Source organism: Rhodobacter flavimaris (assembly GCF_021378075.1).
Lineage (GTDB): Bacteria > Pseudomonadota > Alphaproteobacteria > Rhodobacterales > Rhodobacteraceae > Rhodobacter > Rhodobacter flavimaris.
Genome location: NZ_JAJUOS010000012.1, coordinates 62,863 through 83,693 on the forward strand (window position 1 = coordinate 62,863; position 20,831 = coordinate 83,693).

A 20,831-nucleotide genomic window follows, 5' to 3' on the forward strand; every position below is an offset into this window, starting at 1 on the left:
TGAAGGAGGTGCCGATGTTCGAAAGTCTCTCAGAACGCCTTGGCGGCGTGTTCGAGCGCCTGACGAAACAGGGCGCGCTTTCGGCTGACGACGTGCGCACCGCGCTGCGCGAGGTCCGCGTGGCGCTCTTGGAGGCCGACGTCTCGCTGCCGGTCGCGCGCGACTTCATCAAGGCGGTCGAGGCCAAGGCCACCGGCGCCGCCGTCACCAAGTCGATCACCCCCGGCCAGCAGGTCGTCAAGATCGTCCATGACGAGCTGGTCGCCATGCTCTCGGGCGATGGCGAAGCCGATGCGCTGAAGATCGACAACCCACCCGCACCGATCCTGATGGTCGGCCTTCAGGGCTCGGGGAAAACCACCACCACCGCGAAGCTCGCCCGCCGCCTGCGCGACCGCAACGGCAAGCGCGTGCTGATGGCCTCGCTCGACATCTACCGCCCGGCGGCAATGGAGCAGCTGGCGATCCTGGGCCAGCAGATCGGCGTCGACACCCTGCCGATCGTCAAGGGCGAAAGCGCCGTGCAGATCGCCAAGCGTGCCAAGCAGCAGGCGACGCTCGGCGGCTATGACGTCTACATGCTCGACACCGCCGGCCGCCTGCATATCGACGAAGTCCTGATGGACGAGGTTCAGGCCGTGCGCGACGCGGTCAACCCGCGTGAAACACTTCTGGTCGTCGACGGCCTGACCGGTCAGGTCGCCGTCGAGGTCGCGCAGGAGTTCGAGGACAAGGTCGGCATCTCGGGCGTCGTCCTGACCCGGATGGACGGCGACGGGCGCGGCGGTGCGGCGCTTTCGATGCGCGCCACCACCGGCAAGCCGATCCGCTTCGTCGGCCTTGGCGAAAAGATGGACGCGCTTGAGACCTTCGAGGCCGAGCGCATCGCGGGCCGCATCCTTGGCATGGGCGACATCGTGGCCCTCGTCGAGCGCGCGCAGGAAGTGCTGGAGAAAGAACAGGCCGAGCGCATGGCGAAGCGTTTCGCCAAGGGCCTGTTCAACATGAACGACATGAGGAGCCAGCTTGAGCAGATGCTCAAGATGGGCGGCATGCAGGGCGTCATGTCGATGATGCCGGGCATGGGCAAGATGGCCAAGGCCGCCGAGGACGCGGGCTTTGACGACCGTACCATCCGCCGCCAGATCGCGCTGATCAACTCGATGACCAAGCTTGAGCGCGCCAAGCCCGAACTGCTGCAAGCCAGCCGCAAGAAGCGGATCGCCGCCGGTGCTGGCCTTGAGGTCAGCGAGCTGAACCGCCTGCTGAAGATGCACCGCCAGATGGCCGACACGATGAAGAAGATCGGCAAGATGGGCAAGGGCGGCATGCTGAAACAAGCCATGGCCGCGATGCAGGGCAAGGGCGGCGGTCTTCCGGCCGCAGGCGAGATGGACCCCGCCAAGATGGAAGAGGCCGCCAAAGCCATCGGCAAGATGCCGGGCCTGGGCAAGCTGCCCGGCATGGGCGGCATGGGCCTTCCGGGCGGGCTTTCCGGCCTTGGCCTCGGCAAGAAGAAGTAAGCGATGATCGCGCTCTCTCCCACTCCGGTTCTCGAGACCGAGCGTCTCGTGCTCCGCGCGCCCGCCGCGCGGGACTGGGAGCATTGGCGCGATTTCTTCACGTCCGAGCGCGGCAACTGGATTCGCTCCGTTGCGCCGGAAGAGGCGCTGGCCTGGCGGGCCTGGGCGGGCGTCATCGGCCATTGGGTCATGCGTGGCTGGGGCAGCTTTGTAATCACCACCCATGACAGCGACCGCGGCCTTGGCATGACCGGTCCCTGGGCGCCGATCAACTGGCCGGAATACGAGATCGGCTGGACCATGTGGAGCGCCGAGAACGAGGGCAAGGGCCTGATGGCCGAGGCCGCCGCCGCCGCGCGCGACCACGCCTTCCGCACCCTCGGCTGGAAAACCGCCGTCAGCTATATCGCACCAGCCAATATCCGCTCGCGCGCGCTGGCCGAACGTCTGGGCGCCGTGATCGACCCGAATGCCGCGCCCTTCCCGGGCGATGCCGAGGCACTCGTCTACCGTCATCCCTGCCCGGAGGATCTCGCATGACCGATCCCGTCACCCGCGCCGCCGAGCTGCTGAAAGGGCATCGCGCCTCGATTGACCGGCTCGATGCGATCCTCGTCTATACCCTGGCCGAGCGGTTCAAGCACACCCAGTCGGTGGGCCGCCTCAAAGCCGAACACGACCTTCCGCCGTCCGATCCCACGCGCGAGGCGCAGCAGATCGAGCGGCTCGAACGGCTGGCGAAAGAGGCCGACCTCGACCCCGAATTCGCCCGCAAATTCCTCTCGTTCGTGATTTCCGAAGTGATCCGGCATCACGAGAATTTCCAGAAATGACGGGCTGTTAGCCCGCACCAAGCCATCCAAAGGAGAAACACCATGGCTATGAAAATCCGTCTCGCCCGTGGCGGCTCGAAAAAGCGTCCGCACTACGCGATCGTCGCGTCGGACTCGCGCATGCCGCGCGACGGCCGCTTCCTCGAGAAGCTGGGCACCTACAACCCGCTGCTGGCCAAGGACTCGGAAGACCGCGTCAAGATGGACATGGAGCGCGTGCAGTACTGGCTCGGCCAGGGCGCCCAGCCGACCGACCGCGTGGCGCGCTTCCTCGAAGCCGCTGGCGTTCTGGCCAAGACCGAGCGCAAGAACATGAAGAAAGCCGAGCCGGGCGAGCGCGCCAAGAAGCGTGCCGAAGAGAAAGCCGCCAAGGCCGCCGCTCCGGCCGAAGAATAATCTGGCCAAGCGCCTGATTTCGGCTAGAAATACGGGCCGGGCAGAAATGCCCGGCCCGCTCTGCTAGGAGGCTATACATGTCGCAATCCGATCGTGTCTGTGTCGGCGCCATCGCCGGAGCCTTCGGCGTTCAGGGCGAGGTGCGTCTGAAAAGCTTCTGCACGGAACCCGAGGACATCGCCTCTTACGGGCCGCTGTATAGCGAGGATGGCAAGCGCAGCTTCACCATCCGTCTGACCCGCCCGGTGACCGGCGGGCTTGGCGCGCGCCTCTCGGGCGTGACCACCAAAGAGGATGCCGACGCGCTGCGCGGCGCAACCCTTTGGGTTGACAGGGAAAAGCTGCCCTCTCTGCCCGATGACGAATTTTACCACACCGATCTGATCGGGCTGGAGGTCTTCGACGCTGGCGGCGCCCCCATTGGGCGTGTGCGCGCGGTGCAGAACTTCGGCGCGGGCGACATTCTTGAAATCTTCGCCCCCGGTCGTCGCACCACGCTGATGCTACCCTTCACCCGCGCCGTGGTGCCGACGGTCGATCTCAAGGCCGGACGGATCATCGCCGACCCGCCCGAGGATGTCGAATGACGCATGTCATCGTCCATGCGGGCTTTCACAAGACCGGCACGTCGAGCCTGCAAGACTACATGCGCGCCCATCGTGCCCGTCTGGCCGACCGCGTGACGATCTACCTCAAGGATGACTTCCTTGACGCGGGCAATGCCGCGCGGCGCTACGGGATGCGGCCGCACCCCTGGCGGATGTGGCGGTTTCGCCGTGCGCTGCGTGAGTTTCTGAACGCGATCCCCGAGGCCCCGGTGATCTTCCTGTCCTGGGAAGGGTTTTCTGGCGTCATGCCCGGCCATCGCCGCCCGCTAAGCGGCCCCGTGCGCGGCATGGCCCGCGCCGCCGTGCCGCTTGCGCGCGGGATCGTGACTGAGCTGCGCCACCGCTTTGGCCCCGCCGCGCGGATCGAGTTCCTCTACACCCTGCGCGAGGGCGAAAGCTGGCTGCGCTCGGTCTGGGGGCATATTACCCGCTCAATCCGCCTGACCGAGGATTACCCTGCCTTCCGCGCAGGATTTCGCACGCTGACCCCGCTGGATGCCGAGGCTGCGACGGTGGCACGCGCCATCGCGCCGGTGCCGGTGCATACCACCTGGCTCGAAGAGATCGGCACGCTGCCGCAGGGCCCGGCCACGCCCGCGCTGCGCCTGATGGGGTTCACTGACGCTGAAATCGCCGCCCTGCCCCGCGCAAGCCATGTGAACCGGGGCAACTCGGACACGGCCACCCAGACCTTTCTGCATCTCAACCGCACGCTGGCCGATCCGGCCGAGTTGAAACAGCGCAAGGACGCGCTGGCGCGCGACGACCATCGGAACCGCCCATGACCGACGACACCCCGAACCCAGCAAGCAAATCGCACGGACGGCTGAGCATCTCGGCCTCGTTCAAGCCCCGTGACCTGATGGCGGACATGCGTCTGAAGGGCGCCTGGACCGCCAAGATCGTCACCCTCTTCCCCGACGCCTTCCCCGGCGTGCTGGGGCTGAGCCTGACGGGCAAGGCGCTCGATATGGGGTTGTGGGCGCTGGAAACCATCGACCTGCGCCCCTTCGGCGTGGGCAAGCATCGCAATGTCGATGACACGCCCGCAGGCGGTGGCGCGGGCATGGTGCTGCGCCCCGATGTGGTGGGAGCTGCGCTCGATCAGGCCGCCATCGGCACGCCCGTCGAACGCGAGCGTTGGCCGGTGCTGTACATGTCGCCGCGGGGCAAGCGCTTCGATCAGGCCATGGCGCGGCGCCTTGCCGGAGCCGAGGGCATGACCATCCTGTGTGGCCGCTTCGAGGGCGTCGACCAGCGCGTACTTGATCACTACGGCATCGAAGAGGTCTCGGTCGGCGACTTCGTCCTGACCGGGGGCGAGATTGCAGCGCAGATCGTGCTTGATGCGACCGTGCGCCTGATCCCGCAGGTTCTCGGCAATGCTGCCTCGACCGAGGATGAGAGCTTTTCCTCGGGTCTGCTGGAATACCCGCAATACACCCGCCCGGCCGAATGGGAAGGGCGCGAAATCCCGGCGGTGCTGACCTCGGGCCACCATGGCGAGATCGAAAAATGGCGCAGGGCCGAGTCGGAAAAGATCACCCGCGAGCGCCGCCCCGATCTGTGGGATGCGCATCTGGCCAGCCTGCCCCCGGAAAAGCCAAAACGCCAGCGCAGAAAGGCCGATCCGGGCACCGAAGACGCTTGACCGACCCCGGCCGGGCCCGTATATCGCGCGGGTCCGGGGCAGAATCTGTCCACCGGACCCTTTCGCTATTGGCCGATGCCTCGGCACTTCCCCGATGACGGGCCAAAAGCAAGGGTTTCATAACGATGCCGCAACTCTGGCGGGCGGGCACTGACCCGGACCCGAGGGAAGACCGAGAGCTCTGAGGCGCGCCAGACCATCGCGGAACTACCGCGAGCATTGAAAGGACATGCGATGAACCTGATCGCGCAACTCGAGGCGGAACAAATCGCCGCCCTCGGCAAGACCATTCCGGATTTCAAGGCCGGCGACACCGTTCGCGTCGGCTTCAAAGTGACCGAAGGCACCCGTTCGCGCGTGCAGATGTATGAAGGCGTCTGCATCGCCCGCAAAGGCGGTTCGACCATCGCCGCTTCGTTCACCGTTCGCAAGATCTCGTTCGGCGAAGGCGTCGAGCGCGTTTTCCCGCTCTACTCGACCAACATCGACTCGATCGAGGTCGTTCGTCGTGGCCGCGTGCGCCGCGCCAAGCTGTACTACCTGCGCGACCGTCGCGGTAAATCGGCCCGTATCGCCGAAGACAGCACCTACAAAGCCAAAGCCTGAGGAGCGGACCGATGAAAGCCGATACCCATCCCGAATACCACATCATCAACATCAAGATGACGGACGGGACCGAATATCAGACCCGTTCGACCTGGGGCAAAGAAGGCGACACCATGTCGCTCGACATCGACCCGACCTCGCACCCCGCCTGGACCGGCGGCTCGGCCAAGCTGATGGACACCGGCGGCCGCGTGTCGAAGTTCAAGAACAAATACGCCGGCCTGGGCTTCTGATCCCCGCCGACTGTATCGCGAAGGGCGCCCCACCGGGCGCCCTTTTGCTTTGCCGCGGTCTCGGTCATCGCGTCACTTCGTGCTAGGCTCTCCCCGAACAACCAGAGAAGCTATGCATAGCGGTCGATGCCTCTGCGGCGCCATCAGCTTCACCGTCGCGGGGAAACCGCTCGACATCCTGATCTGTCAACGCGGGTTCTGCCAGCGCGCGACGGGCAGGGCGCCCTTGTCGAGACGATCTGCGGCAAGGAGCAACTCTCGCTCACGTCGGGCAGCCCCACCGTGTATCCGCACCGCAGCGAGGGCAACGGCAAGATCATCCATATCCATTTCTGCCCGACCTGCGGGACCAAGACTCACATGACCTTCGAGCGGTTTCCCGAGATCGTCGGCGTCTTCTCGGGCACCTTCGATGAAAAGGGCTGGTTCGGCCGCAACCCTGACAACACGCTCTATTTCTTCCTTGAGAACGCGCCGGATGGCAGGGTGATCCCGGCGGGGTTCGACGTGTTCGACGCGCATTACTGGGCCGCAGAGGGCACCCCCGCCCCGGCGCAGCGATTTACGCAGCACACCCTTGTCACCGTAGAGGTTCGCGATGCAGCACGGGCCCGATTGAAGAAGGGGATCTAGCGCCCCGCTAATGCCTCAGGCCCAGGTTTTCTTCGGCTTTGCGCCCACTTATGCATCCGCTCCCTTCCTTCGTGGCAGAAGGCAATCTATAGTGGCCCGCGACTGACAGGGCACAAGAAGCAGCGAGATTCGAGCGTGGCGCATATCATCGTAACGGGGAATGAAAAGGGCGGTTCGGGCAAGTCCACCACCTCGATGCATGTGGCCACCGCGCTGGCGCGCATGGGCTGGAAGGTCGGCGCGCTCGATCTTGACCTGCGGCAGCGCAGCTTTGGCCGCTATGTCGAAAACCGCCTGGCCTATATGGCCCGCGAGGGCCTCGATCTGCCCACCCCGGATTACCGCCTGCTGCCCGAGCTTGATGGCGCCAGCCTTGCCCCCGGCGAGAACCCCTACGATCACCGCCTCTCGGCCGCCGTGGCGGAGTTGGAGCCGCTATGCGATTTCATCGTGATCGACTGCCCCGGTTCGCATACGCGCCTCAGCCAGGTGGCGCATTCGCTGGCCGACACGTTGATCACCCCGCTAAACGACAGCTTCATCGACTTTGACCTGCTGGCGCGGATCGACCCGGAAACCTCGAAGGTCACCGGCCCCTCGATCTATTCGGAAATGGTCTGGGCGGCGCGGCAGTTGCGCGCCCGCGCGGGGCTCAAGCCCATCGACTGGATCGTCCTGCGCAACCGCCTCGGCGCACAGCAGATGCACAACAAGCGCAAGGTCGGCGAGGCGTTGGAGCAGCTCTCGAAGCGCATCGGCTTCCGCGTGGCGCCGGGGTTCTCGGAGCGCGTGATCTTCCGCGAGCTGTTCCCGCGCGGCATGACGCTGCTCGATCTCAAGGATCTGGGCGTCGATAACCTGAACATCTCGAACGTTGCAGCGCGCCAGGAGTTGCGTGACCTGCTCAAGGAATTGCGCCTGCCCGGCGTCGAGATCAACTTCTGACCGCGATCAGCGTGGCTTGCGGGCCGGGGCCTTGAACAGCGTGACCCGTCGCTTGCGCGGAATGAACCGCGCACGGCGCGTGGTCAGGGCGGCATAGCGATCGTCGAGGCCATCGTCCCCGGCGGGCGCGAAGAACCCCCACCGGGTCAGAAATGCGAAAGCACGGAGCATTTCGATCTCCACATGGTTGAGTTATTAACCATTCTTTCGCGTAAAATGCGACCAAACCGGGGCAAGCCTGCGAATTTGTCGCGACATCCCAACGGATGGAAGCGCCAGCCCGCGCGGGGCTGGCGCCAGTGTTATCAGCCAAAGACCGCGGTCAGGGCGCCGTCGATCGCATCGGTGATGCTGTCGATATCGTCCGCCGTGGCGATCAGCGCCGGGCTGAGGCAGAGCGTGTTGTTGAAGCCGGGGTTCGAGCGGTTCGTCACCCCGATCATCACGCCGCGCTTGGCGGTTTCGGCGACGACCTGCTGGGCAAGCTTCTCGGCCACCGGCTCCTTCGTCACGCGGTCGGCGACCAACTCGGCACCCTGGAACAAGCCCTTGCCGCGAACATCACCGATCACCTTGTGCTTCTCCATCAGGCCCTGAAGGTTGCCCATCAGCCGCTCGCCCATGGCCAGCGTGTTGCCCAGAAGATCCTCGTCCTCAATGATGCGCATGTTTTCCAGCGCCGCCGCCGGGCCCGAGGTGCAGCCGCCGAAGGTCGAGATGTCGCGGAAGTAGCTCATCGGGTCGCTCGGATCGTCCTTGAACATTTCGAAGACGCGCTCGGTCGTGACGGTGCACGAAATCGCCGCATAGCCCGAGGCCACGCCCTTCGCCATGGTGACGAAATCGGGCTCGATCCCGTAGTTCTGATAGCCGAACCAGACGCCGGTGCGGCCGACGCCGCAGACGACCTCATCGATATGCAGAAGGATATTGTATTTGCGGCAGATCTCCTGCACGCGCTCCCAGTAGCCTTTCGGCGGGGTGATGACGCCGCCGCCCGCGGTGATCGGCTCGAGGCAGAGCAGGCCCACGGTATCCGGGCCTTCGCGTAGGATCACCTCTTCAATGGCATCGGCGGCGCGCTCGCCGTAATTCTCGACGTCCCATTGCTTGCGGTATTCAAGGCAGTGCGGAACCTGCACGAAACCGTCCGGGTAGGGACCATACATCGCCGCGCGCTCGGCCTGACCGCAGGCGGCCAGCACGCCGATCGTGGTGCCGTGGTAGTCGCGCTCGCGGAACAGGATCTTGGACTTCTTGCCCTTGTGATGGCGGGCCGAGATCTGGCGCACCATCTTGAACACCTTCTCGTTCGCCTCGGACCCCGAGTTCGCGTAATAGACGCGGCTCAGGCCCGGCATCTTCTCCAGCAGGCGCTCGGCGAACAGCGAGCCGGGGATCGAACCGGCCGCGGCGGCGAAGTAGTTCATCTTGATCAGCTGGTCGCGCACCGCATTGGCGATGGTTTCGCGCCCGTAGCCCACGTTCACCGTCCAGACCCCGCCCGAGACGGCGTCGATGAACTGGTTGCCCGCCGCATCCCAGACGCGCATCCCCTTGCCTTCGATGATGACGCGCGGATCGGTGGTCTCCAGCGCCTTGTGCTGCATCAGGTGGTGCCAGATATGGGCGCGGTCGGCCTCGATCACGTGGCGCAGTTCGTTGGTGGTGATGTTCATGGGACGAATCCTGACAGGGCCGGGTCGGCCCGGCGGTTTCCATCCCCACTGCGCCATGCTTCGCACGTGCGCGCAATTCTGTTTCTTGCTTCGTGTAGGGCATTGAATTTACGCGCGGTTAGCATGCAGTATTGGCGAATACTGAACACCCTGAACGGAGCAGGTCGCATGGATGTCGATATTGGCGGGCGGCTGAGGGCGCTGCGCGAGGCGCGCAACCTGTCGCAGCGGGCATTGGCCAAGCGCGTGGGCGTGCCGAATTCGACCATTTCGCTGATCGAGTCGAACTCGATCAACCCTTCGGTGGGCGCGCTCAAACGCATCCTTGACGGTCTGCCGATCGGCCTGGCCGAGTTCTTCGCCTTTGAGCCCGACGCCCCGCGCCGCTTCTTCTTCGCCGCCGAAGAATTGATCGAGATCGGCAAGGGGCCGATCTCCTATCGGCAGGTCGGCGAGCCGCGCGCCGGTATGGCGCTGCAAATGCTGCGCGAGGTTTACCAGCCAGGTGCCGACACCGGTCGGGTGCCGCTGATCCATCAGGGCGAAGAGGCCGGGATCATCCTGTCCGGTCGGCTTGAGGTGACCGTAGAGGGCGAGCGCAAGGTGCTTGGCCCCGGCGACGCCTATGCGTTCGAGAGCGACCGCCCCCACCGTTTCCGCGCCATAGGGCACGAGCCCTGCCACGTCGTCAGCGCCTGCACCCCGCCCAGCTTCTAGGCCCGAAGCCGCGCGGCCCCAATCGCGCTAAAGCCCACCATCACCGCCGCCGTCGCAAGGCACAGCGCCAGTCCGCCAAATTGGTAACTCAGGCCCGACAGGACCGTGCCCACTAGCCGCCCCGCCGCATTGGCCATGTAATAGAAGCCCACATCCAGCGTCACGCGGTCCTCCTGCGTGAAGGCAAGGATCAGGTAGGAATGCAGCGCCGAGTTCACCGCGAAGATCGCGCCGAAGGCAAGCAGCCCGACGATCAGCGCCACCGTCAGCCAGGGCGCGGGCGCGCCCGCCCACCAGACCAGAGCCGCCAGAACGGCGGGCACGAAGCCAAGCGCCACGACCCAATGACGCGCCTCAGCGATGATCTCGGCCTCGGGGCGGGTGCGGGCGCGCAGCAGGCGGGGGGCAGCGGCCTGCACCGCGCCGTAAAGGATTATCCAGAGCGCCATGAAACTGCCGACGGTGAAGAAGGCCAGCCGGTTCCCCTCGGGCGAGCCATCCGAGATGACGGCCGCGAAATAGACCGGGATGCCGACCACAAACCACACATCGCGCGCCCCGAACAGGAAGAGCCGCGCGAGGCTCAGCCAGTTGATGTTGCGATTGGTCGAGAGCACCTCGCGGAACTTGGCGTCCTTGCGGCCGGCGGGCAGACCGACAGGCATCCGCAACAGCACCGCAAGCAGGATCACCGCCAGCACGCCCGCCATCCCCAGAACCGCCGCCTTGAACCCGGCCAGAGCCAGCAGCGCCGCGCCAAGCAGGAACCCCAACCCCTTGACCGCGTTCTTCGACCCCGTCAGCAGCGCCACCCAACGAAACAGCCCGCCGTCGCCTTTGGGGGCCAGCAGCTTGACGGCGGATTTGGCGCTCATCTTCGCCAGGTCCTTGGCCACGCCCGAAGCCCCCTGCACCGCCATCACATAGACGACCGACAGGCCCACGCCCCATGCCGGGTCCAGCATCGCCAGCGCCAGAAGTGCCGCGATCTGCAACCCCAACCCCGCATACAGCGTTGAGGTCAGCCCGAAACGCGCCGCGATCCAACCCGCCGAGAGGTTCGTCACCACCCCGGCGATTTCATACAGAACAAACAGATAGGCCAGCTGCACCGGCGAAAAGCCAAGCTCGTGGAAGTGCAGCAGCACCAGCATCCGCAGCGCGCCATCCGTCAGCATGAAGGCCCAATAGGCCGCCGTCACCGCGATATAGGCGGCAAGGCCGCGCTCGCTCACAGCGAGGCCCCTACCATCAGCGCCACATCGACCAGCCGATGCGCATAGCCCCATTCGTTGTCATACCAGGCATAGACCTTCACCTGCGTGCCATTGACGACCATGGTCGAGGGCGCATCGACGATGCTCGACCGCGGATCGTTCACATAATCGGTGCTAACCAGCGGGCGTTCCTCATAACCCAGGATACCCTTGAGCGGCCCTGCGGCGGCAGCCGCGAACAGCGCGTTCACCTCGTTAACGCTCGTCGGACGCGACACCTCGAACACGCAATCGGTCAGCGAGGCATTCAGCAGCGGCACCCGCACCGCATGGCCGTTCAGCTTGCCCTTCAGCTCGGGGTAGATCAGCGTGATCGCGGTCGCGCTGCCGGTCGAGGTCGGGATCAGCGAGTTCAGCGCCGAGCGCGCGCGGCGCAGGTCTTTCGCCGGACGATCCACGATGGTCTGCGTGTTGGTCACGTCATGGATCGTGGTGATCGAGCCATGATGAATGCCGATCCCCTCATGCAGCACCTTCACCACCGGAGCGAGGCAGTTCGTGGTGCAGCTCGCCGCCGTGACGATGGAATGGATCGTCGGGTCGTAATCGTCGTTGTTCACGCCAAAGACGATATTGGCGGTCGGCCCGTCCTTGACCGGGGCAGAGACGACAACCTTCTTTACCCCCGCCGCGAAATAGGGGGCGATCTTGGACTCGGTCTTGAAAACGCCGGTGCAGTCGATCACCACATCAACGCCTTGCAGCGGCAGACCCTCGATCCGGCGGGCATTGTGAACCGGCAGGCGGGTGCCGTCGATGGTGATGCTGTCGGCATCCGAGGCGAAATCCGCCGGCCAGCGGCCATGGACCGAGTCGAACTCCAAGAGATGCGCATGCATCGCCGGATCGCCCACGGCATCGTTGATCCAGGCGATCTTGGCGCCGCGCTCCAGTAGCGGGCGCAGGGCAAGCTTGCCCATCCGGCCAAGGCCGTTGAGTGCATAGGTGGTCATGTGGCTGTCTCCTCGAATTCCGCGGCGCCGATCTGATCGAGCGCCGCTTGCAAGCCCGCGCGGTCGAGCGCGTCGATCGGCAAGGCGGCCAGCGCGCGAATGCGCCGCTCCATGCTGTCATAGGTTTGCTGAAAGATCGCGCGGACCTCGGCGCCGGTCCCTTCGGCACGCACGGGATCGGGCAGGCCCCAATGCGCACTGACCGGCACACCGGCCCAAACCGGGCAATCCTCATTCGCGGCCTGATCACAGACCGTCAGCACGATATCCATCTGCGGCGCGTTTGCGCCCTGAAACTCGAAGAGCGATTTTGAACGCAACTCGCTTACCTCATGCCCCGCCGCGCGCAGCACCTCCAGCGCATGCGGGTTTGAGCGCCCGGCCGGATGGGTTCCCGCGGAAAAGACGCTAAAGCGATCCCCCGCAATGCTGCGCAGCAATTGCTCGGCGATCAGCGAGCGGGCCGAGTTTCCGGTGCAAACGAAAAGCACATTGGTCTTGAGCCGGTTGATTTCGGGCGGGATCGGGCAAAGATCGGCACGCCCCCGGCAACAATCGTTGACCAGAAAGCCGATCAACCCGCGCACCGCCGAAAGATCGACGCGGTAGAGCAGCGCCGTGCCTTCGCGCCGCTGCGCGACCAGCCCGACATCAAGCAGCGCCGAGAGATAGACCGACATCGTGCTGGGCTTGATGCCAAGCGCCTCCGAGATCTCGCCCGCGCGCACCTCATCGGGGTAGCGGCGCATCAGCAGCCGATAGACTGCAAGGCGACCTTCATGGCTGAGCGCGAATAATCGTTGCATTGATTCTTTTTCCATATTTCATGGATATTAGAAATATCGCAAGCAATCAAGTTCCGCGTTGATTTCTCTGTTTTTCGATATTTTTCCATTGGTTAAATGCGCGACCTGTGATGCTGCGCAGCCGCTCCGATTGCGGCACCCACCGCCAAACCAAGCGCAACCGTCACCAAAGGATGGTCTTGCGCGAATTTCTTCGCATCCGTTCCAGCCTGAACAGCGGCCTCTTGCGCCTTGAGGCGCGCCGCATAGGTAGCCTCGCGAGCGGCAATCACATTGGCGCGCGTATCTTCGCCCAAGCCCTCGAGCCCATCCGCGAAACGCGCCCGAAGATCCTGCGCAAAGGCGCCCATCATGTCGGCGCGCGCATCGGCAAGCTCGTGTGCGGCAGTCACACCGCTGGCCGCCTGGGCCTCAAGCGCACGCAGGGCCTCGGAGGCCGCGCGGCGGAGTGTGTCGATCTGCTCGGCCCAGCCATCCTCGGTCACATCCGCCTCCGGCTCGGCGGGGACGGGCTCGGCTTCGTGACGACCGAGCAGAATCCAGGCAAGCCCCGCTCCGACAAGCCCCGCCGCCAGCGGGTGACGGCGCAGGGTCGATCCTGCCTGCCGCGCCAGAGGCACCGCGTTTTCCTGCGCCAGCTTCAACGCCTGACCCGCCATGGCACCGGGCGCAACCCGACCCGCGACGGCTGCCAGCAGTTCGGTCAGTTCCTGACGCTGCTCATGCAATTCACGCTCAAGCTTTTCGATGCGGTCTTGCGAGGTCATGGCATCCCCTCCGCGTTATTCGTCAGCCGGGCGGCTGAGAGGGCGGTGAAACGGGCGGCGCGCCCGAACCAGCAGCCGCGACACGCGCAGCCCCATCAGCATCGCCACCAGCACGAACCCGCCCGAAGCCGCCAGCGCCGCATAGGCAGGGCTGAGCCCCCATGCGACCAGCCCCGCGATCAGCGCATCGCGCAGCGCCCCCGCGGCGGCAAACAGCGCCGCCGCCGCCAGAACCAGCCAAAGCGCGGCGCCGCGCAACGCACGCAAATGATCCTCGGCCTCGACCCGCCAGATCGCGAGTTCCAGCCGCACCATCGCCTGCGCACGCCGCAGCGCAAGCCGGATGAGCATTTCGGTCGTGCCCCGGACGCGGCTTTCCTGGGTCTGATCATCGTCTTGCATCTCGCGGCCCCCTTCTGTCGTTGCGCACCATTTTACGCCAAACCCGCGCCCCTCGCCACGGCGCCAAGGGACGCAGCCTCAGGCCGTGCTAAGGTCATCCAGATGCAGTTTGCGCACGGCATCCTCGATCCGGTTGGCGTAATGCACCATCGGCGGTTTGAGCCCGTGCAAGAACAGATCCTCGCGGATCTGGTGAGTCGTGCCGGTCAGGTAAAGCTGCACCCCGCGCCGCGTGGCTTTGTGCGCCAACCCCTCAATCGTATGCGCGGCGGTCGAATCCAGAAACGGCACAGCGCTGAAATCCACGATCAACGCGCGATGCGTATCGGCGATCCGGTCGAGCACCGAGCCGATCGACGCCGCAGCACCGAAGAAGAACGCCCCCGAGATGCGATAGACGACCACACCTCGATCGCTGGCCGCCGGGCCTTCAAGCGCGGGCAGCGTGGCGTCGGATTGATCCTGCCCGACGAAGGGCGCGTGCGTCTCGACCGCCGTAGTGTTCGACATGCGATGGATGAACAGGACCGAGCCGAGCGCGAAGCCGACCACGATAGCCTCGGTCAGATCGCGGAAGATGGTGAGGCCGAAGGTGATCAACAGCACCGCCGCATCCCCGCGTGAGGCGCGGATCAGCGTGGCAAATGCCTGTTTCTCGACCATGTTCCAGGCGACGATGGCCAGAACGCCCGCAAGGCTGGCTAGGGGGATAAAGCTGGCCAAGGGGGCCGCGACAAGAATGAACAACAGCAGGAAAACTGCATGCAGCATGCCCGCGATGGGGCCGCGCGCACCGGCGCGGACATTGGTCGCGGTGCGCGCGATCGTGCCGGTCACACAGATCCCGCCGAACAGCCCCGAGGCTACGTTTGCCGCCCCCTGCGCCACCAGCTCGCAGTTCGAGCGATGCCGCCGCCCGGTCATGCCATCGGCGACAACGGCGGAAAGCAGCGACTCGATCGAACCCAGCAGCGCGAAGGCAATCGCACTGGGCAGCACGGCTTGCAGCTTGGCCAAGGTGATCTCGGGCAGATGCGGTTGCGGCAGGCCGCTCGGGATGCCGCCGAATTTCGAGCCGATCGTGGCTGTATCGAGCCCCAACACCATCGCCGCGACCGAGGTCAGCGCCACCGCGATCAACATTCCGGGCCAGCCGGGGCGGAATTTTTTGAGGCCGGTGATCAGCAGAATGGTCGCGCCCGCCAGCGCGATCGTGACCGCGTTGGCCGTTGGCAGGGCATCCCAGAGCACGGGCAGCTTTTCGGCCAGCGGGCCGGGCTCGGGGACGCTGAGGGTCAGGCCAAGGAACTCCTTGATCTGGCTGGTAAAGATGATCACCGCGATGCCTGCGGTGAAGCCCACGGTCACCGGGTAGGGGATGAATTTGATATAGGTGCCAAGCTGCAAGAAGCCGATGGCCGCGAGGATCAGCCCCGACAGGATCGTCGCCAGGAACAGCCCGTCCATGCCGTGCATCTGAACGGTCGAGGCCACCAGCACGATGAACGCCCCGGCGGGGCCGCCGATCTGAAAGCGGCTGCCACCAAGCGCCGAGACCAGGAACCCGCCGATGATCGCCGTATAAAGTCCCTGCGCCGGGGTGGCGCCGGAGGCGATGGCAATCGCCATCGACAGCGGCAGCGCCACGATGGCCACCGTCAGCCCCGCCAGCGCATCGGCCTGCAAGTCGCGCAACCCGTAGCCTTCCCGCAGGACGGTCACGATCTTGGGCAGGAACAGCTCGGCGAAGGGCACGGGCGGTTGCTTGGTGGTCTGGCGGGTCATCTCCGGCGGCCTCTTGCAAGGCGGCGAACGCCCGGGGCGCGCGGGCCCCGGCTATCCGTCGCGGGTCATGAATTCGTCTTGGTTTCGGCAGGCTCCTTCAGACGCACCCCCCGGCCCGTACCAAGGCTTGGCGCGCCCTCGGCGATCAGCTCGATGCCAGCGCGGTCGAAAGCCTCGATCACCTTCATCAGCGTATCGACGACCCCGCGCACATTGCCTGCGCTGGCCTCCATCCGCTGGATCGTCGGCACCGAGACCCCCGCCATCTCGGCCAGGGCTTTCTGGTCGATTCCAAGCAGCGCACGCGCCGCGCGCATCTGGGCAGAAGTAATCATCACTATTCCGGTGCAGAAGCGAACTATTCCAGTAAATACCATGCAAGATCATGTTTCAAACATCATTTACTGCGCAGATGAGCACATTCGCGCGACCGCCTTGCGCAAATCGCTCAGGAAAATCCTGCAATTCGCACCGCCGTGAGCGCTGACATCCTTGCAGGAATGGCGATTCACCGGGTAAACACCCATCACACAGGGCAAATTCTGGCCGTCAAAGCTGGTTTTTCGCAGAATGCGCCTCGGCGCCTGCAACCAAGCCAGCCCCAGCCGGTCGATTAATTTCCGCGGCGTCACAGAAAGGCTGAGAGCACATGGCTGAATCGCAAACCCCCGACATCATCTATACCAAGGTCGATGAAGCGCCGGAGCTGGCCTCGGCCTCGCTTCTGCCGATTATCCGCAGCTTCGCCGCCGCGGCTGGCGTCTCGGTCGATACCCGCGACATCTCGCTGGCGGGCCGCATCATCGCCACCTTCCCGGAAAAGCTGACCGACGCGCAGCGCCAGTCGGACGATCTGGCCTGGCTGGGCGAGCTGGTGAAGACCCCCGAGGCGAACGTGATCAAGCTGCCGAACATCTCGGCCTCGGTCCCGCAGCTGGTCGCCGCGATCAAGGAACTTCAGTCGCAGGGCTATGACCTGCCCGATTACCCGGAAGCCCCCGCGACCGACGCCGAGAAAGACGCCCGCGCGCGCTACGACGCGATCAAGGGCTCGGCCGTGAACCCGGTCCTGCGCGAAGGCAACTCGGACCGCCGCGCCGCCGCCGCCGTCAAGAAATTCGCCCAGAACAACCCGCACCGCATGGGTGACTGGGTTGCCGACAGCAAGACCCGCGTGGCCGCCATGTCGGGTGGCGACTTCTTCTCGAACGAGGTTTCGGCGACCCTGCCGAAAGCCGCCTCGGCCAAGATCGTGCTGGAAACCGCCGCGGGTGAAACCGTCCTGAAGGACGGCGTGAAATACCCCGCGGGCACCGTCGTCGATGCAACCTACATGTCGGCCAAGGCGCTTGGCGCGTTCCTCGACGAAGAGATCGCCAAGACCAAGGAAGAGGGCGTCCTCTTCTCGCTGCACATGAAAGCCACCATGATGAAGGTCTCGGACCCGATCATCTTCGGCTATGCGGTCAAGGCCTGGCTCAAGCCCGTGTTCGAAAAATACGGCGAGCAGATGAAGGCCCTTGGCGTCAACCCGAACTCGGGCCTGGGCGACCTGCTCAACCGCGTCAAGGACAACGCCGAGATCATGGCCGCCATCGACGCGGTCAACGCGACCCGTCCGCCGATGTATATGGTGAACTCGGACAAGGGCATCACCAACCTTCACGTTCCCTCGGACGTCATCATCGACGCCTCGATGCCCGCGCTGATCCGCGCCGGCGGCAAGGGCTGGGGCCCGGACAACAAGGAACACGATTGCGTCTGCGTGATCCCGGACAACTCCTATGCGCCGGTCTATGACGCGACGGTCGAGTTCTTCAAGGCCAATGGCAAGCTGAACCCGGCCACCGCCGGCACCGTTCAGAACATCGGCCTGATGGCGCAGAAAGCCGAGGAATACGGCTCGCACCCGACCACCTTCGAGATCCCGGCCGATGGCACCGTCAAGATGATCCTCGACGACGGCACCGTGCTGCACTCGCACGCGGTCGAGAAGGGCGACATCTGGCGCTCGGCCTCGGCCCGCAAGGCGCCGATCGAGGACTGGGTCAACCTGGCCATCGACCGTCAGAAGGCCACCGGCTACCGCGCGATCTTCTGGCTCGATGCCGCACGCGGCCACGACGCCGAGCTGATCAAGATGGTCAAGCCGATCCTCGAAGCCAAGGGCGTTGCCGACAAGTTCGAGATCATGGCCCCCCGCGAAGCCACCATCGCCTCGCTCGAGACCATCACCAAGGGCGAGAACACCATCGCCATCACCGGCAACGTGCTGCGCGACTACCTGACCGACCTGTTCCCGATCCTGGAACTGGCGACCTCGGCCAAGATGCTGTCGATCGTGAAGCTGATGCAGGGCGGTGGCCTGTTCGAGACGGGCGCTGGCGGCTCGGCCCCCAAGCACGTGCAGCAGCTGATGGAAGAAAACCACCTGCGTTGGGACTCGCTTGGCGAATTCTGCGCGCTTGGTGAAAGCTTCCGCTTCCTCGCCGATGCCAAGGGCAACGCCAAGGCCCGCGTGCTGGGCGATGCGGTGGACGTGGCCACGCAGGGCATCCTCGATCACGACAAGTCGCCGGGCCGCAAGGTTGGCCAGCCCGACAACCGCGACAGCCACTTCTTCTTCGCCCAGTACTGGGCGCAGGCGATGGCCGCGCAGTCGGACGACGCCGCACTGGCCGCACATTTCGCGCCGATCGCCAAGGCCCTGACCGAGAACGAAGCCACCATCGTGGCCGAGCTTCAGGCAGGCCGTGGCAAGCCGGTTGATCTGGGTGGCTACTACCACGGCGATGCGGCCAAGACCGCGGCCGTGATGCGCCCCTCGGCGACCTTCAACAAGATCATCGGCTAAGCCTTCAGGCCCAGCCACGATCCTGGAAACCCGGCTTCGGCCGGGTTTCTTTTTAGTTCATCACGAATTCGGCGTGCAGCGCACCGGCAGCGTTGATCGATTTCAGAATGTCGATCATGTCGCGCGGGCTGACCCCAAGCGCGTTCAACCCCGCGACCACATCCGATAGCGAACTGGTTGACTGAACCTCGGCCATGCGAATGCCCGGGTTTTCCTCGATCGAGGCCTGAGTGCGCGGCACAACAACCGTGCTGCCCTCGGCAAAGGGGTTGGGCTGCACAACGACAGGCGCTTCCTCGACACGCAGCGTCAGGTTCCCCTGGCTGACCGCGACGCGCGAGATCCGCACATCCTCGCCCATCACAATCGTGCCTGAACGCTGATCGACGACGACGCGCGCGCGCCGTTCGGGCTCCACCGCGATATTCTCCAGCCGCCCGATCACATGCGCGGCCGAACGCATCGAGGTGCCGCCGATGCTGACCGCCACGGTGCCCGAGTCCTGCATGACAGCCACCCGCCGCCCGAACTCCGCGTTGATGGCCTGCTCGATCCGCCCGGCGGTCGTGAAATCAGGTGTGCGCAACGCAAGGCGGATGGTCTCCAGACTGTTGAGTTCAAAGGCGATTTCACGCTCGATCCGTGCGCCGCCCGGAATCGCACCCGAGGTCGGCACACCCTGCACAATCGAAGCACCCTGCCCCTCGGCCAAGGCGCCGCCCGCGAGGATCGCGCCCTGCGCCACGGCGTAGATCTCCCCATCCGCCGCGTTCAGCGGGGTCATCACCAGCGTCCCGCCAAGCAGGCTTTTCGCATCACCAATGGCCGAGACCGACACATCGATCCGCCCCCCTGCCCGCGCAAAGGGCGGCAGCGTCGCGGTGACCAGAACGGCGGCCACGTTCTTGGGGCGGAATTGCTCGCCCGTCACGTTCACACCTAACCGCTCGAGGATGTTCGACATGATCTCCTCGGTGAAGGGCGAATTGCGAATGCCGTCCCCGGTGCCATTCAAGCCAACAACAAGGCCATAGCCAACCAGATCGTTGCCCCGCACCCCGTCGAATTCGACCAGATCCTTGATCCGGATCGGCGCGGCACTGGTCAGCGCGGGCAACAACAGGAACAGCAGGGTCAGGACAAATCGCATCACAGGTAATCCGCCAGGCTCAGCGCCGAAAGGCGCGCGGTCAGTGTGTAGAGCGTTTCAAGCTGCGTCTCGACGGCCTGCAAGGCCGTGGCGCTTTCATAGGGATCGGCCCCGATCAACTCGATCCGGTCCAGTTCCAAAGACGACTTTTCGGCGCTGTTGCGCGTGCGCGCATCCTCGATGGCCGCCTCGGTGACCCCCAGATCGGCGCGGAATGAAACCAGCGCGCTTTCCGCCGACAGCAGATGCTCCCCCGCGGCCTGCGCCAAATCCGCGCGCAACTGATCGCCTTGCGGAACCATGTCGCGCCCGACAAGCGCCGCCATGGCGAAACCGGTTAATGTCTGCCGCAGGCCGGGGGTCGAGATCCGCAGATCGAGCGATATCCCCTCGCCCTCGGCAAGCTGAACCGGCCCGCTTGCGAGGTAGCTGCCGAGGTAGGCCGCATCCAGAAACCCTCCGCCGCCTTGCGGCGCATCGAACCACGCGGCGACCGCCGCCTCGATATCCGCTGCATTTGCAAGTCCCGCGATCTGGGTTGAGAGTGCCGTCAGGATGGCGTCAGCCCCCGCTACGGGCGTCGTGTCACTGGCCGCGCCCGCGAACAGATGCCGCCCCGCGACCTCGGCATTCAGGGCGAAAATCACCGCCTCGAACCGTTGCGCCGCATCGGCGAGCGCGGCCTGCACCGGCTGCGGGTTCGCGGCGCCGGACAATGCCAAAAGGCCCGTTCCCAAATCGGCCGCGCTTTCCTGCATCAGGCCAAGGGCGCCCTGCATCCCCGCGGCCCGCAGCCCTGCCTCTTTCGCGCTCAGATCATAGGCTTCGATCATGCTCAGCGTGCGGTCAATCGCGGCAAGCGGGCCGAAATTACCCCCGACAGCTTTAGCTGCATCCTGTTTCACGCCGGTCATGACCTCTTCGGTCAATTGGGTCATGACGGTCTTGAGTTGCACCCCGTGCCGGCGCAGCTGGTAGCTTTGGGCCATGTCACCCACGGAAACGTAGTTCAT

Annotated in this window: 23 protein-coding genes and 1 pseudogene; 13 read left to right on the forward strand and 11 right to left on the reverse strand. The window is 65.1% G+C overall.

All coding sequences use genetic code 11. The features are described 5' to 3' along the window. The first annotated feature begins 14 nt into the window (after window positions 1-14). The 11 genes and pseudogenes from ffh (at window position 15) to LZA78_RS14710 (ending at window position 7,428) form a co-directional block, all read left to right on the forward strand. The gene (gene ffh, locus LZA78_RS14660) at window positions 15-1,523 is read left to right on the forward strand and encodes a signal recognition particle protein (protein WP_233677669.1); all 1,509 of its coding nucleotides are present in this window, start codon (window positions 15-17) and stop codon (window positions 1,521-1,523) included. A 3-nt stretch (window positions 1,524-1,526) separates the two neighbouring features. Next, the gene (locus tag LZA78_RS14665) at window positions 1,527-2,063 is read left to right on the forward strand and encodes a GNAT family N-acetyltransferase (RefSeq protein ID WP_233677670.1); all 537 of its coding nucleotides are present in this window, start codon (window positions 1,527-1,529) and stop codon (window positions 2,061-2,063) included. After that, window positions 2,060-2,356 (forward strand): chorismate mutase, encoded by a 297-nt coding sequence (locus LZA78_RS14670; RefSeq protein WP_218629906.1) that lies wholly within the window; start codon window positions 2,060-2,062, stop codon window positions 2,354-2,356. Before LZA78_RS14665 ends, LZA78_RS14670 begins: the two co-directional genes overlap by 4 nt. A gap of 42 nt (window positions 2,357-2,398) precedes the next feature. Further along, a complete protein-coding gene (rpsP, locus tag LZA78_RS14675; RefSeq protein ID WP_218629907.1) occupies window positions 2,399-2,752 on the forward strand; it encodes a 30S ribosomal protein S16 in 354 nt (117 codons plus the stop codon). A gap of 77 nt (window positions 2,753-2,829) precedes the next feature. Continuing rightward, window positions 2,830-3,339 carry a ribosome maturation factor RimM gene (gene rimM / locus LZA78_RS14680; RefSeq protein WP_233677671.1) on the forward strand — a complete coding sequence of 170 codons (510 nt, stop codon included), beginning with the start codon at window positions 2,830-2,832 and terminating at the stop codon, window positions 3,337-3,339. Next, complete coding sequence (locus LZA78_RS14685; RefSeq protein ID WP_233677672.1) at window positions 3,336-4,145, forward strand: hypothetical protein; 810 nt, start codon at window positions 3,336-3,338, stop codon at window positions 4,143-4,145. Before rimM ends, LZA78_RS14685 begins: the two co-directional genes overlap by 4 nt. Then, window positions 4,142-5,011 carry a tRNA (guanosine(37)-N1)-methyltransferase TrmD gene (gene trmD / locus LZA78_RS14690; RefSeq protein ID WP_233677673.1) on the forward strand — a complete coding sequence of 290 codons (870 nt, stop codon included), beginning with the start codon at window positions 4,142-4,144 and terminating at the stop codon, window positions 5,009-5,011. The genes LZA78_RS14685 and trmD overlap by 4 nt, the downstream gene beginning before the upstream one ends. Window positions 5,012-5,245: 234 nt before the next feature. Next, window positions 5,246-5,617, forward strand: coding sequence for a 50S ribosomal protein L19 (gene rplS, locus LZA78_RS14695; RefSeq protein WP_233677674.1), 372 nt, complete (start codon window positions 5,246-5,248; stop codon window positions 5,615-5,617). Window positions 5,618-5,628: 11 nt separating this feature from the next. After that, entirely contained in the window at window positions 5,629-5,850 is a 222-nt protein-coding gene (rpmE, locus tag LZA78_RS14700) for a 50S ribosomal protein L31 (protein WP_218629912.1), read from the forward strand. A 112-nt stretch (window positions 5,851-5,962) separates the two neighbouring features. Continuing rightward, a pseudogene (locus tag LZA78_RS14705) lies at window positions 5,963-6,483 on the forward strand (GFA family protein). 135 nt (window positions 6,484-6,618) lie between these two features. Next, window positions 6,619-7,428: a division plane positioning ATPase MipZ gene (locus tag LZA78_RS14710; protein ID WP_233677676.1), complete on the forward strand. Its 810-nt coding sequence runs from the start codon at window positions 6,619-6,621 to the stop codon at window positions 7,426-7,428. A 6-nt stretch (window positions 7,429-7,434) separates the two neighbouring features. Here the strand turns inward: LZA78_RS14710 and LZA78_RS14715 are convergent, their stop codons facing one another. Next, entirely contained in the window at window positions 7,435-7,599 is a 165-nt protein-coding gene (locus tag LZA78_RS14715) for a hypothetical protein (protein ID WP_233677677.1), read from the reverse strand. Window positions 7,600-7,733: 134 nt separating this feature from the next. Continuing rightward, on the reverse strand, window positions 7,734-9,107 hold the full coding sequence (locus LZA78_RS14720) for an aminotransferase family protein (RefSeq protein WP_233677678.1): 1,374 nt from the start codon (window positions 9,105-9,107) through the stop codon (window positions 7,734-7,736). Window positions 9,108-9,275: 168 nt separating this feature from the next. On the opposite strand from LZA78_RS14720, the gene LZA78_RS14725 reads away from it, so the two are divergent. Then, a complete protein-coding gene (locus LZA78_RS14725) occupies window positions 9,276-9,824 on the forward strand; it encodes a cupin domain-containing protein (protein ID WP_233677679.1) in 549 nt (182 codons plus the stop codon). On the opposite strand, the gene arsJ is transcribed toward LZA78_RS14725, so the two are convergent. The 7 genes from arsJ to LZA78_RS14760 all read right to left on the reverse strand — a co-directional run bounded on the left by arsJ (window position 9,821) and on the right by LZA78_RS14760 (window position 16,149). Continuing rightward, window positions 9,821-11,059, reverse strand: coding sequence for an organoarsenical effux MFS transporter ArsJ (gene arsJ, locus LZA78_RS14730; protein WP_368861023.1), 1,239 nt, complete (start codon window positions 11,057-11,059; stop codon window positions 9,821-9,823). The genes LZA78_RS14725 and arsJ overlap by 4 nt on opposite strands. Beyond that, on the reverse strand, window positions 11,056-12,054 hold the full coding sequence (locus LZA78_RS14735; RefSeq protein WP_233677680.1) for an ArsJ-associated glyceraldehyde-3-phosphate dehydrogenase: 999 nt from the start codon (window positions 12,052-12,054) through the stop codon (window positions 11,056-11,058). Before LZA78_RS14735 ends, arsJ begins: the two co-directional genes overlap by 4 nt. Then, on the reverse strand, window positions 12,051-12,860 hold the full coding sequence (locus LZA78_RS14740; RefSeq protein WP_233677681.1) for an arsenate reductase/protein-tyrosine-phosphatase family protein: 810 nt from the start codon (window positions 12,858-12,860) through the stop codon (window positions 12,051-12,053). The genes LZA78_RS14735 and LZA78_RS14740 overlap by 4 nt, the downstream gene beginning before the upstream one ends. Window positions 12,861-12,952: 92 nt before the next feature. Beyond that, complete coding sequence (locus tag LZA78_RS14745) at window positions 12,953-13,627, reverse strand: hypothetical protein (RefSeq protein ID WP_233677682.1); 675 nt, start codon at window positions 13,625-13,627, stop codon at window positions 12,953-12,955. A 15-nt stretch (window positions 13,628-13,642) separates the two neighbouring features. Beyond that, complete coding sequence (locus LZA78_RS14750; RefSeq protein ID WP_233677683.1) at window positions 13,643-14,029, reverse strand: phage holin family protein; 387 nt, start codon at window positions 14,027-14,029, stop codon at window positions 13,643-13,645. 78 nt (window positions 14,030-14,107) lie between these two features. Next, the gene (locus LZA78_RS14755; RefSeq protein WP_233677684.1) at window positions 14,108-15,814 is read right to left on the reverse strand and encodes a SulP family inorganic anion transporter; all 1,707 of its coding nucleotides are present in this window, start codon (window positions 15,812-15,814) and stop codon (window positions 14,108-14,110) included. Between the two features lie 65 nt (window positions 15,815-15,879). Further along, a complete protein-coding gene (locus LZA78_RS14760) occupies window positions 15,880-16,149 on the reverse strand; it encodes a helix-turn-helix domain-containing protein (RefSeq protein WP_233677685.1) in 270 nt (89 codons plus the stop codon). Between the two features lie 314 nt (window positions 16,150-16,463). Here LZA78_RS14760 and LZA78_RS14765 point away from each other — a divergent pair, with 314 nt between their 5' ends. Continuing rightward, a complete protein-coding gene (locus LZA78_RS14765; protein ID WP_233677686.1) occupies window positions 16,464-18,668 on the forward strand; it encodes an NADP-dependent isocitrate dehydrogenase in 2,205 nt (734 codons plus the stop codon). A gap of 52 nt (window positions 18,669-18,720) precedes the next feature. On the opposite strand, the gene LZA78_RS14770 is transcribed toward LZA78_RS14765, so the two are convergent. Continuing rightward, window positions 18,721-19,818, reverse strand: a complete 1,098-nt coding sequence (locus tag LZA78_RS14770; protein WP_233677687.1) for a flagellar basal body P-ring protein FlgI — start codon at window positions 19,816-19,818, stop codon at window positions 18,721-18,723. Then, window positions 19,818-20,831, reverse strand: a complete 1,014-nt coding sequence (locus tag LZA78_RS14775) for a flagellin (protein WP_233677688.1) — start codon at window positions 20,829-20,831, stop codon at window positions 19,818-19,820. Before LZA78_RS14775 ends, LZA78_RS14770 begins: the two co-directional genes overlap by 1 nt.

Excerpts from the sequence above, each read along its gene's own strand:
- ffh (WP_233677669.1), top strand. The coding sequence starts at position 15 with ATGTTCGAAAGTCTCTCAGAACGCCTTGGCGGCGTGTTCGAGCGCCTG.
- LZA78_RS14665 (WP_233677670.1), top strand. The coding sequence starts at position 1,527 with ATGATCGCGCTCTCTCCCACTCCGGTTCTCGAGACCGAGCGTCTCGTG.
- LZA78_RS14670 (WP_218629906.1), top strand. The coding sequence starts at position 2,060 with ATGACCGATCCCGTCACCCGCGCCGCCGAGCTGCTGAAAGGGCATCGC.
- rpsP (WP_218629907.1), top strand. The coding sequence starts at position 2,399 with ATGGCTATGAAAATCCGTCTCGCCCGTGGCGGCTCGAAAAAGCGTCCG.
- rimM (WP_233677671.1), top strand. The coding sequence starts at position 2,830 with ATGTCGCAATCCGATCGTGTCTGTGTCGGCGCCATCGCCGGAGCCTTC.
- LZA78_RS14685 (WP_233677672.1), top strand. The coding sequence starts at position 3,336 with ATGACGCATGTCATCGTCCATGCGGGCTTTCACAAGACCGGCACGTCG.
- trmD (WP_233677673.1), top strand. The coding sequence starts at position 4,142 with ATGACCGACGACACCCCGAACCCAGCAAGCAAATCGCACGGACGGCTG.
- rplS (WP_233677674.1), top strand. The coding sequence starts at position 5,246 with ATGAACCTGATCGCGCAACTCGAGGCGGAACAAATCGCCGCCCTCGGC.
- rpmE (WP_218629912.1), top strand. The coding sequence starts at position 5,629 with ATGAAAGCCGATACCCATCCCGAATACCACATCATCAACATCAAGATG.
- LZA78_RS14715 (WP_233677677.1), bottom strand. The coding sequence starts at position 7,599 with ATGCTCCGTGCTTTCGCATTTCTGACCCGGTGGGGGTTCTTCGCGCCC.
- LZA78_RS14720 (WP_233677678.1), bottom strand. The coding sequence starts at position 9,107 with ATGAACATCACCACCAACGAACTGCGCCACGTGATCGAGGCCGACCGC.
- LZA78_RS14725 (WP_233677679.1), top strand. The coding sequence starts at position 9,276 with ATGGATGTCGATATTGGCGGGCGGCTGAGGGCGCTGCGCGAGGCGCGC.
- LZA78_RS14735 (WP_233677680.1), bottom strand. The coding sequence starts at position 12,054 with ATGACCACCTATGCACTCAACGGCCTTGGCCGGATGGGCAAGCTTGCC.
- LZA78_RS14740 (WP_233677681.1), bottom strand. The coding sequence starts at position 12,860 with ATGCAACGATTATTCGCGCTCAGCCATGAAGGTCGCCTTGCAGTCTAT.
- LZA78_RS14745 (WP_233677682.1), bottom strand. The coding sequence starts at position 13,627 with ATGACCTCGCAAGACCGCATCGAAAAGCTTGAGCGTGAATTGCATGAG.
- LZA78_RS14750 (WP_233677683.1), bottom strand. The coding sequence starts at position 14,029 with ATGCAAGACGATGATCAGACCCAGGAAAGCCGCGTCCGGGGCACGACC.
- LZA78_RS14755 (WP_233677684.1), bottom strand. The coding sequence starts at position 15,814 with ATGACCCGCCAGACCACCAAGCAACCGCCCGTGCCCTTCGCCGAGCTG.
- LZA78_RS14760 (WP_233677685.1), bottom strand. The coding sequence starts at position 16,149 with ATGATTACTTCTGCCCAGATGCGCGCGGCGCGTGCGCTGCTTGGAATC.
- LZA78_RS14765 (WP_233677686.1), top strand. The coding sequence starts at position 16,464 with ATGGCTGAATCGCAAACCCCCGACATCATCTATACCAAGGTCGATGAA.
- LZA78_RS14770 (WP_233677687.1), bottom strand. The coding sequence starts at position 19,818 with ATGCGATTTGTCCTGACCCTGCTGTTCCTGTTGTTGCCCGCGCTGACC.
- LZA78_RS14775 (WP_233677688.1), bottom strand. The coding sequence starts at position 20,831 with ATGAACTACGTTTCCGTGGGTGACATGGCCCAAAGCTACCAGCTGCGC.